17 protein-coding genes, 1 rRNA gene and 1 pseudogene are annotated in these 13,656 nt (G+C 67.9%); 5 read left to right on the forward strand and 14 right to left on the reverse strand.

Features of this window, described 5'->3' with window-relative positions:
• Positions 1–152: 152 nt before the first annotated feature.
• Entirely contained in the window at positions 153–626 is a 474-nt protein-coding gene (locus FXN61_RS39045; RefSeq protein ID WP_167978935.1) for an RDD family protein, read from the reverse strand.
• A 169-nt stretch (positions 627–795) separates the two neighbouring features.
• Between FXN61_RS39045 and glnA the strand changes: the two genes are divergently transcribed.
• Positions 796–2,220 carry a type I glutamate--ammonia ligase gene (gene glnA / locus FXN61_RS39050; protein WP_167978936.1) on the forward strand — a complete coding sequence of 475 codons (1,425 nt, stop codon included), beginning with the start codon at positions 796–798 and terminating at the stop codon, positions 2,218–2,220.
• Between the two features lie 52 nt (positions 2,221–2,272).
• Here the strand turns inward: glnA and FXN61_RS39055 are convergent, their stop codons facing one another.
• Entirely contained in the window at positions 2,273–2,476 is a 204-nt protein-coding gene (locus FXN61_RS39055; protein WP_167978937.1) for a hypothetical protein, read from the reverse strand.
• A gap of 140 nt (positions 2,477–2,616) precedes the next feature.
• On the opposite strand from FXN61_RS39055, the gene FXN61_RS39060 reads away from it, so the two are divergent.
• The gene (locus FXN61_RS39060) at positions 2,617–3,180 is read left to right on the forward strand and encodes an NUDIX hydrolase (protein WP_167978938.1); all 564 of its coding nucleotides are present in this window, start codon (positions 2,617–2,619) and stop codon (positions 3,178–3,180) included.
• Here FXN61_RS39060 and ybiA read toward each other — a convergent pair.
• From ybiA to FXN61_RS39075, 3 genes are read right to left on the reverse strand one after another with little or no spacing between them, the layout of a single operon-like run.
• Positions 3,125–3,625, reverse strand: a complete 501-nt coding sequence (ybiA, locus tag FXN61_RS39065; RefSeq protein WP_167978939.1) for a riboflavin biosynthesis intermediates N-glycosidase — start codon at positions 3,623–3,625, stop codon at positions 3,125–3,127. The genes FXN61_RS39060 and ybiA overlap by 56 nt on opposite strands.
• An 18-nt stretch (positions 3,626–3,643) precedes the next feature.
• Entirely contained in the window at positions 3,644–3,805 is a 162-nt protein-coding gene (locus tag FXN61_RS39070) for a hypothetical protein (protein ID WP_167978940.1), read from the reverse strand.
• 31 nt (positions 3,806–3,836) lie between these two features.
• Positions 3,837–4,376: a hypothetical protein gene (locus FXN61_RS39075; RefSeq protein ID WP_167978941.1), complete on the reverse strand. Its 540-nt coding sequence runs from the start codon at positions 4,374–4,376 to the stop codon at positions 3,837–3,839.
• A 137-nt stretch (positions 4,377–4,513) separates the two neighbouring features.
• Between FXN61_RS39075 and FXN61_RS39080 the strand changes: the two genes are divergently transcribed.
• Positions 4,514–4,747 carry a hypothetical protein gene (locus tag FXN61_RS39080; protein ID WP_167978942.1) on the forward strand — a complete coding sequence of 78 codons (234 nt, stop codon included), beginning with the start codon at positions 4,514–4,516 and terminating at the stop codon, positions 4,745–4,747.
• 64 nt (positions 4,748–4,811) lie between these two features.
• On the opposite strand, the gene FXN61_RS39085 is transcribed toward FXN61_RS39080, so the two are convergent.
• The 6 genes and pseudogenes from FXN61_RS39085 to FXN61_RS39110 all read right to left on the reverse strand — a co-directional run bounded on the left by FXN61_RS39085 (position 4,812) and on the right by FXN61_RS39110 (position 11,281).
• The gene (locus FXN61_RS39085) at positions 4,812–5,744 is read right to left on the reverse strand and encodes an NADP-dependent oxidoreductase (protein ID WP_167978943.1); all 933 of its coding nucleotides are present in this window, start codon (positions 5,742–5,744) and stop codon (positions 4,812–4,814) included.
• Positions 5,741–8,641: a bifunctional [glutamine synthetase] adenylyltransferase/[glutamine synthetase]-adenylyl-L-tyrosine phosphorylase gene (locus FXN61_RS39090; RefSeq protein ID WP_167978944.1), complete on the reverse strand. Its 2,901-nt coding sequence runs from the start codon at positions 8,639–8,641 to the stop codon at positions 5,741–5,743. The genes FXN61_RS39085 and FXN61_RS39090 overlap by 4 nt, the downstream gene beginning before the upstream one ends.
• 29 nt (positions 8,642–8,670) lie before the next feature.
• A complete protein-coding gene (locus FXN61_RS39095; protein ID WP_167978945.1) occupies positions 8,671–8,856 on the reverse strand; it encodes a hypothetical protein in 186 nt (61 codons plus the stop codon).
• A pseudogene (locus FXN61_RS39100) lies at positions 8,853–9,985 on the reverse strand (inorganic phosphate transporter). Before FXN61_RS39100 ends, FXN61_RS39095 begins: the two are co-directional and overlap by 4 nt.
• Before the next feature lie 83 nt (positions 9,986–10,068).
• Complete coding sequence (locus tag FXN61_RS39105) at positions 10,069–10,824, reverse strand: type 1 glutamine amidotransferase (protein ID WP_312878345.1); 756 nt, start codon at positions 10,822–10,824, stop codon at positions 10,069–10,071.
• A 25-nt stretch (positions 10,825–10,849) separates the two neighbouring features.
• Entirely contained in the window at positions 10,850–11,281 is a 432-nt protein-coding gene (locus FXN61_RS39110; RefSeq protein WP_167978947.1) for a rhodanese-like domain-containing protein, read from the reverse strand.
• Between the two features lie 80 nt (positions 11,282–11,361).
• Between FXN61_RS39110 and FXN61_RS39115 the strand changes: the two genes are divergently transcribed.
• Positions 11,362–11,811, forward strand: a complete 450-nt coding sequence (locus tag FXN61_RS39115; RefSeq protein ID WP_167978948.1) for an Lrp/AsnC family transcriptional regulator — start codon at positions 11,362–11,364, stop codon at positions 11,809–11,811.
• Here the strand turns inward: FXN61_RS39115 and FXN61_RS55915 are convergent.
• On the reverse strand, positions 11,808–12,173 hold the full coding sequence (locus FXN61_RS55915; RefSeq protein WP_223165798.1) for a GNAT family N-acetyltransferase: 366 nt from the start codon (positions 12,171–12,173) through the stop codon (positions 11,808–11,810). The two genes, FXN61_RS39115 and FXN61_RS55915, sit on opposite strands and share 4 nt — an antisense overlap.
• A gap of 236 nt (positions 12,174–12,409) precedes the next feature.
• Between FXN61_RS55915 and FXN61_RS55920 the strand changes: the two genes are divergently transcribed.
• A complete protein-coding gene (locus tag FXN61_RS55920) occupies positions 12,410–12,607 on the forward strand; it encodes a hypothetical protein (RefSeq protein ID WP_223165799.1) in 198 nt (65 codons plus the stop codon).
• On the opposite strand, the gene FXN61_RS55925 is transcribed toward FXN61_RS55920, so the two are convergent.
• Positions 12,604–13,422 carry a GNAT family N-acetyltransferase gene (locus tag FXN61_RS55925; protein ID WP_223165800.1) on the reverse strand — a complete coding sequence of 273 codons (819 nt, stop codon included), beginning with the start codon at positions 13,420–13,422 and terminating at the stop codon, positions 12,604–12,606. The genes FXN61_RS55920 and FXN61_RS55925 overlap by 4 nt on opposite strands.
• A gap of 132 nt (positions 13,423–13,554) precedes the next feature.
• Positions 13,555–13,656: ribosomal RNA gene (rrf, locus tag FXN61_RS39130) — 5S ribosomal RNA — on the reverse strand; the annotation flags it as partial.

Here is a 13,656-nt window from a genome sequence, read left to right on the forward strand (position 1 = left end):
GCCGCACTGCCCAAGGCCCGATGCCGGCGGGCGCGAAGATGCGCAACGTCCAGCGCGCGATGCGCCGCCGCTGACCCGGCTCCCACCAGCCGCAGAGGCCCGCCGCACGAGATGTGCGGCGGGCCTCCGTGCAATTACAGGACGTGCTCGAACTATCTGACCTTGATGACGACGGTGCCTGCCGCCTTGTCGTGCAGGCATCGTCCGTCCGAGTCCCAGACCAGCGCCGGGATCAGCGGGAAGATGAGGACCGTGCGCAGCAGCGCGCGGGGCAGGTGCACGAACGCCTTGCCGTCGATCCGCGCCACCCGCAGCCCGAACAGCGCGTGGCCCGGTGTGAACCCGAAGAACGCCACCGCGACCACGGTGATGACGAACCAGGCCAGCAGGCTCCAGTTGCGCGGCAGTTCCGGCCGCGTGAACAGGGCCGCGACGCCCGCGGAAAGAAGGAAGTCGGTCAGGATGGCGACCGTGCGCCGTCCGATCGAGGCGATGGAGCCCGGCCCCTTCTCGGGGAAGCCGTGACGCTCACCACGCCAACGCTGCTGGGTGCCGTCGTTCGACTCCTCGCCCGGCTCCAGCACGGAACGGGGTCCTGACAGCCACGAACCGGTCCACTTGCTCACCCCACCAGAGTAAAGCCGTGCTCAACGGGTGAGCACCGGCAGGTCGCCTTGCCTGCTTGGGCGGCCCCGTTAACACTGGCGAAACATCGGAGTGACGGACGGGCAACACCACCGACATACGGTCGCTCGCGATGACCAGCCGTTGTCCATAGTCAAGGAGTCGACGAGGGTGTTCAAAAATTCCGACGAGGTGCTGAAGTTCATCTCCGACGAGGGCGTCAAGTTCGTCGACGTGCGGTTCAGCGACCTGCCCGGCGTGATGCAGCACTTCACTCTGCCCGCCAAGGCGTTCGATGCCGACGCGATCGAAGAGGGTCTCGCCTTCGACGGCTCCTCCGTCCGCGGCTTCCAGTCCATCCACGAGTCGGACATGCTGCTGCTGCCCGACCTGTACACCGCGCGCCTGGACCCGTTCCGCATCGAGAAGACGCTGATCGTCAACTTCTTCGTGCACGACCCGTTCACGCGTGAGGCGTACAGCCGCGACCCGCGCAACATCGCGCGCAAGGCGGAGCAGTACATCACCGACTCCGGCATCGCCGACACCGCGTACTTCGGTGCCGAGGCCGAGTTCTACATCTTCGACTCGATCCAGTTCGACACCACCGCGAACGGGTCCTTCCACAAGATCGACTCGGAATCCGGCTGGTGGAACACCGGCCGCGAGGAAGAGGGCGGCAACCTCGGCTACAAGGTGAAGTACAAGGGCGGCTACTTCCCCGTCACGCCGACGGACCACTACGCGGACCTCCGCGACCAGATGGTCCTCAACATGCAGGCCCAGGGCTTCACGGTCGAGCGCGCCCACCACGAGGTCGGCACCGCGGGCCAGGCGGAGATCAACTACAAGTTCAACACCCTGCTGCACGCCGCAGACGACCTGATGCTGTTCAAGTACATCATCAAGAACACGGCGTGGCAGGCCGGCAAGACCGTGACGTTCATGCCGAAGCCCCTCTTCGGCGACAACGGCTCTGGCATGCACACCCACCAGTCGCTGTGGAAGGACGGCGCGCCGCTGTTCCACGACGAGAGCGGCTACGCGGGCCTGTCCGACACCGCACGCCACTACATCGGCGGCATCCTGCACCACGCGCCGTCGCTGCTGGCCTTCACCAACCCGACGGTGAACTCCTACCACCGCCTGGTCCCCGGCTACGAGGCCCCGGTCTCGCTGGTCTACTCCCAGCGCAACCGCTCGGCGTGCGTCCGCATCCCGATCACGGGCAACAACCCGAAGGCCAAGCGCATCGAGTTCCGCTGCCCCGACTCGTCCGGCAACCCGTACCTCGCCTTCTCGGCGATGGTCATGGCCGGCCTCGACGGCGTGAAGAACAAGATCGAGCCGCCGGCCCCGATCGACAAGGACCTCTACGAGCTCCCGCCGGAGGAGGCTCGCGACGTCAAGCAGGTCCCCGCGACCCTCGACGCCGTGCTGGACAACCTGGAGGCCGACCACGAGTTCCTGCTCGAGGGCGGCGTGTTCACCCCGGACGTGATCGACACCTGGATCTCGTTCAAGCGTGAGCAGGAGATCGACCCGCTGCGTCTGCGCCCGAACCCCTACGAGTTCGCGCTGTACTACGACGTGTGATCGACAAGCTCTAGCTGCTGAGGGCCGGGCGACTGCTTCAGTCGCCCGGCCCTCAGCTCGTCTGAACTCCGAACAACGTCGCACTGCACGACACGCCTCTCGCGCCGGTGATCACGCGGACGTTGGAGACCACGACATCGGCCTCGGTTCCGGTCGGCAGTCTGATCAGGGCGTCGCCACCGATGAGAGGTTCCGTGGACGTTCCAGCACCGGACCACTGCCAGAGGCGACCGGTCACCGTCTCGATCAGATTCACCCGGTCCAGCTCGACCGTTCTGCCATCCACGTAGACAAGCCGGGCCGGTCCTGAATAGCTGAACATCGTTTCTCCCGCCTTCCCCAACGCATAGACACACGCGCGGCGCGAGCGCGAGGTTCACGTGGTACTGCTTGGCCGTGACGCAGTGGACGGTGCACGGCACCCGCAGGATCTACGAGTCGGAGTGGATGAGCGTCGACCTCGACGACGTCGAGGTGCCGCAGGGCGCGCGGTTCGAGCACCACGTGGTGCGCCTGCCACATCCGTCGACAGCGGTGGTGGTCGTCGACAACGACAACGTTCTGCTGATGTGGCGCCACCGGTTCACCACCGACGCGTGGGGCTGGGAGATCCCGGCCGGCCGGGCGGAAGCGAACGAGACGGTGGAGACCGCGGCGATCCGTGAAACCGAGGAAGAAACCGGTTACAAGGTGAGCGTGGAGCCGCTGGTCACCATCAACCCGTTGAACGGGCTCAGTTCCCACACGACGCACATCTTCGTCGGCACAGAAGCCGTCAAGACCGGCGAGCCCGATCCGGCAGAGGCGGCCAGGATCGAGTGGGTGCCGCTCAACGAGATCCCCGCGTACATCCGAAAAGGACTGGTTCCGTGCGGGATCACGTTGGCGGCGTTGACGACCTACCTCACGCTGCGGACAACCTCGAGCGGACCTCCATCAGGGCCTCGCCGAGCAGGTTGAGCCCCAGCCACGACGACGGGTCGGACGCGCGCGGATCGGACGCGACCAAACCGATGCCCCACACGCGGTCCTGCGGGCTGGCCTCGACCAGCACGCGAGAACCCGTGCTCAGCAGGTAGGAACGCAAGGCAGGATCCTGGCCGAACTTCGCCAGGTTGCCCTCGACGACGATCTCCAGGCGCGACGAGACCCACACGTCGTCGACAAACCCGGAAGCCTCACGCCCCAAAGCCTTCGCCTCGGCGGGGGACGAAGCGGCGAGCACTCGCGTGGCGACGGAGTCATCGCCGAACAGCAAGGCCTTGCGCCACATCATGTAGTGCTCGGCGGACGCGAACCGTTGCCCGTCGACGACGAAGGAGCACGGCCACCACTGCGACAGGCAGCCCTTGCCGATGCTGCCGTCGTGTTCGGGCTGGTGGCCCCAGAAGAACAAGAACTTCACGCGGCCACAGTAGGTGGCCTACGGTCGTTCGCTCTCATCGATTTCGTCCGCGGTGGGCAGTTCGGGCTCGCGCCACTCCTCGGAGCGCGTCGGACCGCCGGCACGCAGCTCGTTCTCGACCTCCTTCTTGAGGTGGTCGTCCTTCGCGAAGCCGTGTTGATCACTTCCGCGTTGAGTCATGCACGAGGCGTACCCACAGCGGCGGGCCGAATCACTTCGGGACGGGGATCCCCGCCACGGTGATCGAGGCGCCGGTCGGCGCGAACTGGCCGGAGATCGACGAGAACGTCAGAGTGAGCGAGTTCACACCCGTGCCGAGCTTCTCGTCGAGGACGACGGTGCCCGATGTCGTGGTGCCCTGGGTGACCAAGCCGTCCCACTTGCTGCTCGATGCCGCGTAGGTGCGGTTCAGATCGTCCAGAACGGCGATGCCGTCCACGGGGAGGGTCATCCTGGCCCGGGAGGCGTTCGTGGCCGTTACGAAGAGCTTCACACGGCCGTTCGCGGCTTCTACGCGCGTCACCTCGATGGTGAGCATGCCGCGCTGCTGTTTGAAGGAGCCCGTCTGGACCTTCACGTCGGCAGAGGGCTCGGTGGTTTCCAGTGCGCCGTCAGGGGTTTCGACGCCATTCGACGTGGTGGTGGTCGCTGTCGCGTTGGGCTGGGCGGCGGAGTTCTCACCGCTCAGTACAAACTGAATCACACCCAGTAACGCGAGCACCCCGACCGCAACACCCGCGATGGCGATCACGGTCTTACCTCGGCGCGTGACCCGACGATGCTGCATGACTTCCTCTGTTCGACCCCCGTGACAAACAACAGCTCCCCCACTGAGCGCAGCTAGTCTCATCTCGATTGCGTGAAACGTCAATGCGCTAGGGTCCGCGCGTGTCCCAAGAAGTCGCCGAATTCACGGCTCCGCAGCTGCTCACCACCCACATCGTCGACTCGGCAGCCGAGGCGCTCGAAGCGGTTCAGGCCGCTGACGTGCTCGACCTCGGTGTCCGCGTCTACAACCGCCTCGTTCCCGACGCCGACGACGCAGAGTCGTTGGAGGAGGAGTGGGTGGTCGAGGTTTACACCAGCGCTCCCGCTGTCGACCCCGACGAGGACGAGGACTGAGCAGCCCAGAAGTGGGGGCACCCCGCCAGGAGTGCCCCCAAACCTGAAGATATACATGAAGATTTCAGACTGTTAGTACGACTTTCCCGCGCACGTGCCCACCTTCGAGCAGCTTGTGCGCCTTCACGGCCTCTGCCAACGGAAACGTCTGCTGCACCTCGACGCGCAACTTTCCCGCCGCGACAAGATCGACGAGCCACTGCGTCTGCTCGGCGTTCGGCCGCGCCCACGTGTTGATCACGCCGTTCTCCAGCGCGCGAGGCCCGTCCACAATGGATGTCATCCTCGCCCGGTCCCTCACCAGCTGCAACGACTGGTCGAACGCGAGCCCGCCGACGTTGTCGATCACCACGTCGACCCGGCCGTCCCCACCGATCAGCTCGGCGACGGTGTCGACCAGCGCATCGCCGTACGCCACCGGTTCGGCTCCGAGCGACCGGACGAAGTCGTGGTTGCGCGGCGACGCCGTACCGATGACCCGCGCGGCACCCAACTCACGCGCGATCTGCACCTGCAGATGCCCGACACCGCCCGCGGCCGCGTGCACCAGCACGACGTCCCCCGCCCCGGTGCCGACCGCCTTCAACGACTGCAACGCCGTCAGCCCGGTCAGCGGCAGGGCGGCCGCCGTCACGAAGTCCACGGTGGACGGTTTGCGCGCGATCATCCGATCCGGCACCGAGATCAGCTCGGCGTAGGCACCGAACTGAACGTGGTCCTTGCGCGCATAGGCGAGCACCTCGTCGCCCGGCTTCCAGTCCTGCACGCCGATCCCGACCGCCCGCACCACCCCCGCCACGTCCCAGCCCGGGATCAACGGCATGTGGTGCGGCATCAGACCCTGCAGGTACCCGGCTCTGATCTTGAAGTCCACCGGGTTCACCCCGGCCGCCTTGACCTCCACCAGGACCTGGTCGGGCCCGAGCAGCGGATCGGGCAGCTCCTGCCACGACATGACCTCGGCGTCGCCGAAGTGGGTAAACGCGATGGCTTTCACAGTCCCTCACCGTAGAAGACTCGTTCGGCTACCGCACGTGCACGGCGGGTGGTGCGGCGATATTCCTCCAGGAACTCTCCCGGATCGCCATCGGGCTGATACCCCATCACCGAAGCGACAGCGACGAGGTCGCGCCCGGACGTCGGCAGCTGGTCGGACGCCTTGCCCCGCACCAACGTCACCGCGTTGCGCGCGTGCGTCGCGAGGTTCCACGCCGCGGTCAAGGCAGCGGCGTCGTCGGAGGCCAGCAAACCGGCCTCGACCGCAGCGGCCATCGCGGCCATTGTGGACGGTGTGCGCAGGTCAGGTACGGCACCGGAGTGCTGCAGCTGCAACAGCTGCACGGTCCACTCGACGTCCGCGAGCCCACCGCGCCCGAGCTTGGTGTGCGTGCTCGGGTCGGCACCGCGCGGCAGCCGTTCCGCGTCGACCCGCGCCTTGATCCGCCGGATCTCCCGCACCGACGCCGCGTCCAGACCGTCGGCCGGATACCGCAGCGGCTCGATCAACGCCTCGAACTCGGCGCCCAGGGAAGCATCGCCCGCGATGAACCGCGCCCGCAGCAGCGCCTGCTTCTCCCAGAGCTCAGCCCACTGCCGGTAGTACGCGCGGTACGAGTCCAGGGTCCTGACCAGCGGCCCCTGCCGGCCCTCAGGCCGCAGATCCGCGTCCACCTGCAGCGGCGGGTCCTGCGACGACGCGCCGAGCAGCCGCCGGATGTTCTCCACGACGCCGCCCGCCCACTTCGCCGCCTGGGCATCGGTCACGCCCTCGAGCGGCCGGCACACGAACATCACGTCCGCGTCCGACCCGTACCCGAGCTCGTGCCCGCCCAGCCGTCCCATGCCGATCACGGCCAGCGTCGCGACGGGCTCACCTGCCGCACGCACCGCCGCGTCCAACGCGCTCTGCAGCACCGCGCCCCACACCTCGGACAGCGAGATGCACACCGTCTCCAACGGCATGAACCCCAACAGGTCCGCGGCAGCGATCCGCAACATCTCGTGCCGCCGCAACGACCTCGCCGCGGCAACGGCTCTGGTCAGGTCGTCGTACCGGGAAACCGCGCTGCGCAAAGGGTTTCCGATCGAGTGCGGATCACGGCCGACCAACGCCTCGGTGTCCGCGAGCAGCCGCAACACCTCCGGCGCCCGCACCAGCAGATCGGGAACGAAACGCGAGGTGCCGAGAAGCACCGCGAGCCGTTCGACGACAGCACCCTCGTCGCGCAGAAGACGCAGGTACCAGGGGGTTTCCGCGAGCGCCTCGGAGACCTTCCGATACGCGAGCAGCCCGCCGTCCGGATCGGGCGTGCCGGCGAAGAGGTCCAGCAGCACCGGCAGCAAGGCACCCTGGATGCGAGCGCGCCGGGACACGCCGCGCGTCAACGCCTGGATGTGCCGCAACGCGCCGTCGGGCGAGGCGTAGCCCAAAGCGGCGAGCCGGGCCACGGCCTCCTTGGTCGTGAGCCGCAACGCCTCGGTGGGCACGCCCGCCACGGATTGCAGCAGCGGCCGGTAGAAGAGCTTCTCGTGCAGTCGCCGGACCTGGTTGGCGTGCTTGCGGAACTCCGCGAGCAGCACCTGCCCCTCCGACTTCCGCCCGTCAGCCGCCAGACCGACAGAGCGTGCGAGCCAGCGCAACGACGTGATGTCGTCATCCGCGGGAAAGAGGTGCGTGCGCAGTAAACGCTGCAGCTGCAGCCGGTGCTCCAACGTGCGCAGGAACCGGTACGAGCGCCCGAAGTCCGCCGCGTCGTTGCGCCCGATGTACCCGCCCCTGCCCAACGCGGCCAGCGCGGCGGTCGTCGCCTGGATGCGCAGCTCTTCGTCGGAACGACCGTGCACGAGCTGCAGCAGCTGCACCGCGAACTCGACGTCGCGCAGACCGCCGCGGCCGAGCTTGAGCTCGCGGTCGGCGAGCCCAGTCGGCACGTGGTCCTCGACGCGGCGGCGCATCGCCTGCACGTCCTCGACGAAGTTCTCCCGCTCGGCCGCCGTCCACACGTACGGCCGCACGACGTCGAGGTAGGCCTGCCCCAGCTCGGCGTCGCCCGCGACCGGCCGCGCCTTGAGCAGCGCCTGGAACTCCCAGGTCCGCGCCCACTTCTTGTAGTAGGAGGCGTGCCCGTCGAGCGTGCGGACCAGTGCGCCCGCCTTGCCCTCCGGCCGCAGCGCCGCGTCGACCTCGAAGCACGACTGGCCCGCGATCTGCATCATCGTGCTGGCCAGCCGGGTCGCCGCGCTCAGATCGCCCTCGGCGACGAACACGACGTCGACGTCGCTCACGTAGTTCAGCTCGTTCGCGCCGCACTTGCCCATCGCGATCACCGCGAGCCGGCAGCGGTCGGCGCCGTTCACGCGTTCCGAAGCGAGCTTCAGCGACGCCCGCAACGCCGACACCGCGAGGTCGGACAGCTGCGCGGCCACCGTGTCGTACGGGACGAACGGCAGCGTGGGCTCGACGACGTGCGCCAGGTCGTTGGCCGCCACGAGCAGCAGCTTCGCGCGGTACTCGGTGCGCAGCACGCCGCCGTCCGGCAGCTCCAGCGACACGTCGACCCCGTTGGTGAGCGAACGCCACCGGTCCGGGTTCACGACGAGGAAGTCCGACAGTGCCGTCGAGGAGCCGAGCACGGCGAGCAGACGGCCCCGCACGAGCACGTCTTCGTGCAGCGCGGCCGACAGGGCGTCCCACTCGGCGACCGAGTGCAGCCGCTCCAGTCCGCGCAACGCCAGATCGGGGTCGGGGCAACGGGAGAGGGCGGACAGCACCGGCTCCGAGCCGTCCGCGGGACGGCGGTCAGCCCACAGGCCGAGGCCGCGCAGCACTTCTTCGCTGCGGGGCTCGGTGAGTCCGAATCTTGCTGGTGACGCGGCGCGGACAGGTTCGCTCATCAAGAGCCAACCCTAATGCCCGCACAGCGCTAGAAGACGATCAGTGAGAGTCCGTACAGCACGACCGCCACGCAACCGGCGAAGCTCGCCACGGCGGGAACCTTCTTGTCGCTCGACAACGCACGGATGCCGAACACGAACAGCGTCACCACGAGCAACGTCACCAGCAACGTGGCCCCGAAGACCTCGAGCAGCGCCTGCCACTTGATCGTCATGCCGCCACCTTGTGCAGTTCGGCCTGAGCGGCCACCTCGTCGACGATGTGCTCGGGCCTCACCGGCTCCCGCCGCGACAGGATCCAGATCCCGATCGCCACGGCGGCGCCGATCACGGCGACCCCGATGACACCCGTGGTCCCGCTGGACGCCCACTTGCCCGCGATCGCGCCGACGACGCCGGCGGCGGGCAGCGTGAACAGCCAGCCCGCGGCCATCTTGCCCATCGTGCCCCACTTGACGCCGTGCCGGTCGCGGCCGAGACCGGAGCCCATGATGCCGCCGGACGCGACGTGCGTGGTGGACAGCGCGAACCGAGGTGCGACGACGCGAGGATCGCGGTGGCCGTCGAGGTCTGCGCCGCGAAGCCTTGCGCGGGCTCGATGGTCGTCAGGCCCCGGCCAAGGGTGTGCGTGATGCGCCAGCCGCCGAGGTACGTGCCGAGCGCGATCGCGAGACCGGCGCTCACGATCACCCAGGTGGGCGGCGCCGAGCCTGGCGCGAGCGAGCCGGACGTGATCAGCGCGAGCGTGATGATGCCCATGGTCTTCTGCGCGTCGTTCGTGCCGTGCGCGAGCGAGACCAGCGAGGCGGATGCGACCTGGCCGACCTTGAAGCCGGTGTGCGAGACCTGCGGATCAGCGGACTTCTTGAGCCGGTAGACGACGATCGTGGCCAGTGCCGCGACGATGCCGGCGACCAGCGGCGCGACCACCGCGGGCACCAGCACCTTGTCGACGACCTTGGCGAAGTGGATGGAGTCCACACCGGACGCGACCCACGCGGCACCGATCAGTCCGCCGAACAGTGCGTGCGACGAGCTCGACGGCAGGCCCACGTACCAGGTGACGAGGTTCCACATGATCGCGCCGACCAGCCCGCCGAAGATGACCGCGGGCGTGATCTGGGCGTCGTCGACGATCCCGCCGGAGATGGTCTTGGCCACCTCGACGGAGAGGAACGCGCCGACGAGGTTGAGACCCGCCGACAGCGCGACCGCCGTCCGGGGCTTCAGCGCGCCGGTGGCGATGGAGGTGGCCATGGCGTTGGCCGTGTCGTGGAACCCGTTGGTGAAGTCGAAGATGAGAGCAGTGACGACGACGATGATCACTACAAGAGCGGGATCCACACTGATCCTCCGGCTGGATCGAACAAGGTGCTCGCACGACGTTACCGGGTACTCACGAGGCTATATAACCTACGAAAGTAACGTCACACCAACGGAAGTTGTGTGCCCAAACACCCCGCGGGCGACAGTTCTCCCCGTACCAGCTTCGCGAATCTGGCCACGAACGGCTGCCACACCTCTTCGAAGTCGCGGTGGGCCTCAGCGAGGAAGTCCTGGTCGAAATGGTGTGGCCGGGCGTACGCAGCCGAATCAGGATCCTTCGCCGCCCAGTTCAAGACGATTTCCGGTGTCGTCTCGATGTGGAACTGCAGACCGTAAGCAGACGCCCCCACCCGAAACGCCTGATTCGGGTATTTCGGGGAAGCGGCCAGGTGTTCCGCGCTCGGCGGAAGCACGTGAACCTCGTCGCTGTGAAACTGCAGCACGTCGGGCGTGAACGGCAGGTCCGCGAACAGCGGGTCGGTGCCGGCCGCGTCCCGCTTCGCCACCAGCAGCACCCCGACCTCGGGCCCCTGCGGACCCTTGCGCACCTGTCCACCGGTGGCGGCCGCGAGCAGCTGCGCTCCAAGGCAGATCGCGAGGGTGGGAAGCCTTTGCGCCACCGCGTTCGAGAGCAGGCGACGGGCATCCGCGAGCCAGGGGTGCTCGACGTCGTCCAGCGCGCCCATCTCGCCGCCGAGGCAGATCACGCCCTGGTAGCCGTCGAGGTTCTCCGGCGCGGGCTCGTCCCGCAGCGACACGAGGTGAAGCTCCATGCCGTCGGCCTCCAGCCAGTCACCCAGCTTGGCCAAAGGGTCTGACTGCGAGGGCTGCAGGACGAGCAAACGCGGTGCGGTCACACATGTGAGCCTATGTCGGCTTGACTCAGCAATGACACGCGACCTTAGAAACATTCGCTCCAACGAGCTGATCCGACTCGATCGGATAGCCCGCCTCCCGCCACGCCGTGATGCCTCCGGAGAGCCGCTTCACCCGATATCCCCTGCGGGCGAGTTCCAGCGCGCCCTTCGTGGCGGCGTTGCACTGGAAGCTCTCGCAGTAGCAGATGTAGACCAGGTTCGGATCGAGGTCGAGCTGCTCGGGCAGGTCACGGTAGGGCAGGTTGATCGCACCTGGAATGCGCGCTTGTGCGAACGCCTCGGGTGCGCGCGTTTCCACCAGGACGTATCCCTGGGTGTTGCCGGCCTGGAGGTCGCGGTGGACGTCGTCGGGATCGGCCTCGAACGCGAGCTCGGCGGCGAAGAAGCCGGCGGCGATGTGCGGGTCGGCGGCGGGGAAGCGCAGTGCGTTGGTCATGCCTTTGATCCTGCTGGGACACTTCCGGCTTTGGCACGCGGAAATCCAGGCGTTCAAGGTTTTTTCCTTATGATTTCCAGGTGGAACTCGACGCCGTGGACTGGAAGATCCTGAACCTGCTGCAGCAGGACGGGCGGATGTCGTTCACCGCGCTGGGCCGCGAGGTGTCGCTGTCCGCGCCGGCCGTGACCGAACGGGTGCGGCGCCTGGAGTCGCTGGGCGTGATCACGGGCTTCGTCGCGGTGGTCTCGCCGGCCCGGCTGGGCCTCCCGATCGAGTCGATCGTGCGCGTGCGGGTGCGGTCGCTCGACACGCCGCGGTTCCGGTCCCAGGTTCTGGTGCTGCCGCAAGTCCTGGACGCCGATCACGTGACCGGAGATGACTGCTGGCTGCTGCGCGTCGTCTGCCGGTCGATGGTCGAACTCGAAGAGCTGGTCGAGGTGATGCAGCGGTACGGCGACACCACCACGTCGCTCGTGTTCTCCTCGCACGTCCGCAATCGCCCGCGCTCCCCTGAGCTCTTCGACTAGTTCCAGCGGAACTCCGTCCAGTCGGAGACGGCGCGGAAGCCGATCCCCTGGTAGACGGAGTTCGAGGTCGGGTTGGCGAGGTCCGCGGTGAGCACGACGTGGTCGGCGCCTGCCTCGTACGCCCACTGGCTGACCGCCGCGGTGACCGCGGCCGCGTAGCCGTTCCGGCGGTGCTCGGGAGGGGTGTAGACCGGGCCGACCCGCGACACCCCGCCGACCGGAGTGGTGCTCCCCGCCCAGGACACCGGCACTCCGTCGACGAGCCACAGCACGTGCCCCGCCGACATCCACCGGCTGTCCATCGCCCGCTCCTCCGCGTCCTGCCGCGTGAGCCGTCCAGCTCGGCCCAGAACGCGATCCACCAGTCGGTGATCAGGTCGTCGTCGGCGGGCGTGGCGAGCCTCGACTCCCCCGGCACCTCCGGCACCGCCAGGTCCTCCAGCCGGTACAGCCGCAGGGCGTAGAGCTCCCTGCCGCCGTCCCGCCACAGCCTGCGGAAGGCATCGACCCTGTCTCGCGTTCCGGTGACCTCGTCGATCTCCCGCTCCCGCAGAGCCTCCACGACGACAGGGGCCGCGGACGGCGGCATCGCGGCGACGTGCAGCGGACGACCCGCCATCTGGGTCACCGCGCCGACCACGGTTCCGTTGTCGTGCAACGAGATCAACGTGACGAGCTGCCGCTCGCCACGCAGGGCGGCGTCCACACCGGTCAGATGCACGCTGTGGTTCACCGGATCGGCTTCGAGGAACGCGCCGGCCGTGGCCACGAAGTCCCGGATGTCGTTGTGCACTAACGCTTCCACACATACTCCGCACAGTCGGTCAACGGCCGGTAGCCGATGCGCTGGTAGATGGAGTTGGAGATCGGGTTGGTCAGATCGGCGAAAAGGAGCACGTGCTCGGCACCCTGTCCCAGCGCCCACCGGCTCGCCACCGCGGTGACGGCCGCGCCATAACCGTGCTTGCGGTGCTCTGGCGGGGTGTAGACCGGACCGATCCTCGACATGCCGGCCTGAGGAAGGCTCGCTGAAGCCCAGGCGACCAAAGTGCCGTCCATCTCCCAGACGGCCAGCCCGTTGCCGAGTCCCAGGGAGGTGCTCACGGTCTCCTCGGCCGACAGGCCGCGCGGCGCGTGCGGAACCGCCTCCTCTGTGAACGCCTTGAGCCACAGTCCCAGCACGGGAACGTCGTCCTCGGTCGCCATGCGGCCGGAACCGGCGACGTCAGGAGGGACGAGCGTGCCCAGGAAGTACTGCCTGGTCGCCAGGGTCTCGCGGAACGGCTCGCCCCACGCCGTGGCGAACGCCACCGACCTGTCCTTCGGGCCGGTCACGCCAGGGGCGCCGGGGTCGATTTCGCGCGCGGTCCGCACCGCCAGGTCCACCGCCTCCAGCGGCAGGTCGGCAGCTTGGAACGGCCACGGCGGAGTGCGAATCAGGCAGCCGATGACCTGACCCCGGTCGTGGAACGTGATCAAAGTCGGAGGACGTTCGGGGTCGGGGAGCCGGCGTACGCGGTCGAGCGAGGTGAGCGCGATCGTGTTCCGCACCGGATCGGCCGCGAGCCGATCGTGGGTGGCGGCGTCGAACGACTCGAGGGTGGTGTGCACGACCGCGTCCATGGGTTCATGAGATCAGGGCGTGCAAGCGAAAATCAGGCTGCGAACTCCTGCACCTGGACATGCAAAAGACCCCTGCGGGGAGCACGTTGTGCTCGACCCGCAGGGGTCTTCTGAAAGATTGTCCGGCGGCGACCTACTCTCCCACACCGTAACCAGTGCAGTACCATCGGCGCAGAAGGGCTTAACTACCGGGTTCGGAATGGGACCGGGTGTTTCCCCAAC

Origin of the sequence: Lentzea indica (genome assembly GCF_012184385.1) — a bacterium.
GTDB lineage: Bacteria > Actinomycetota > Actinomycetes > Mycobacteriales > Pseudonocardiaceae > Lentzea > Lentzea indica.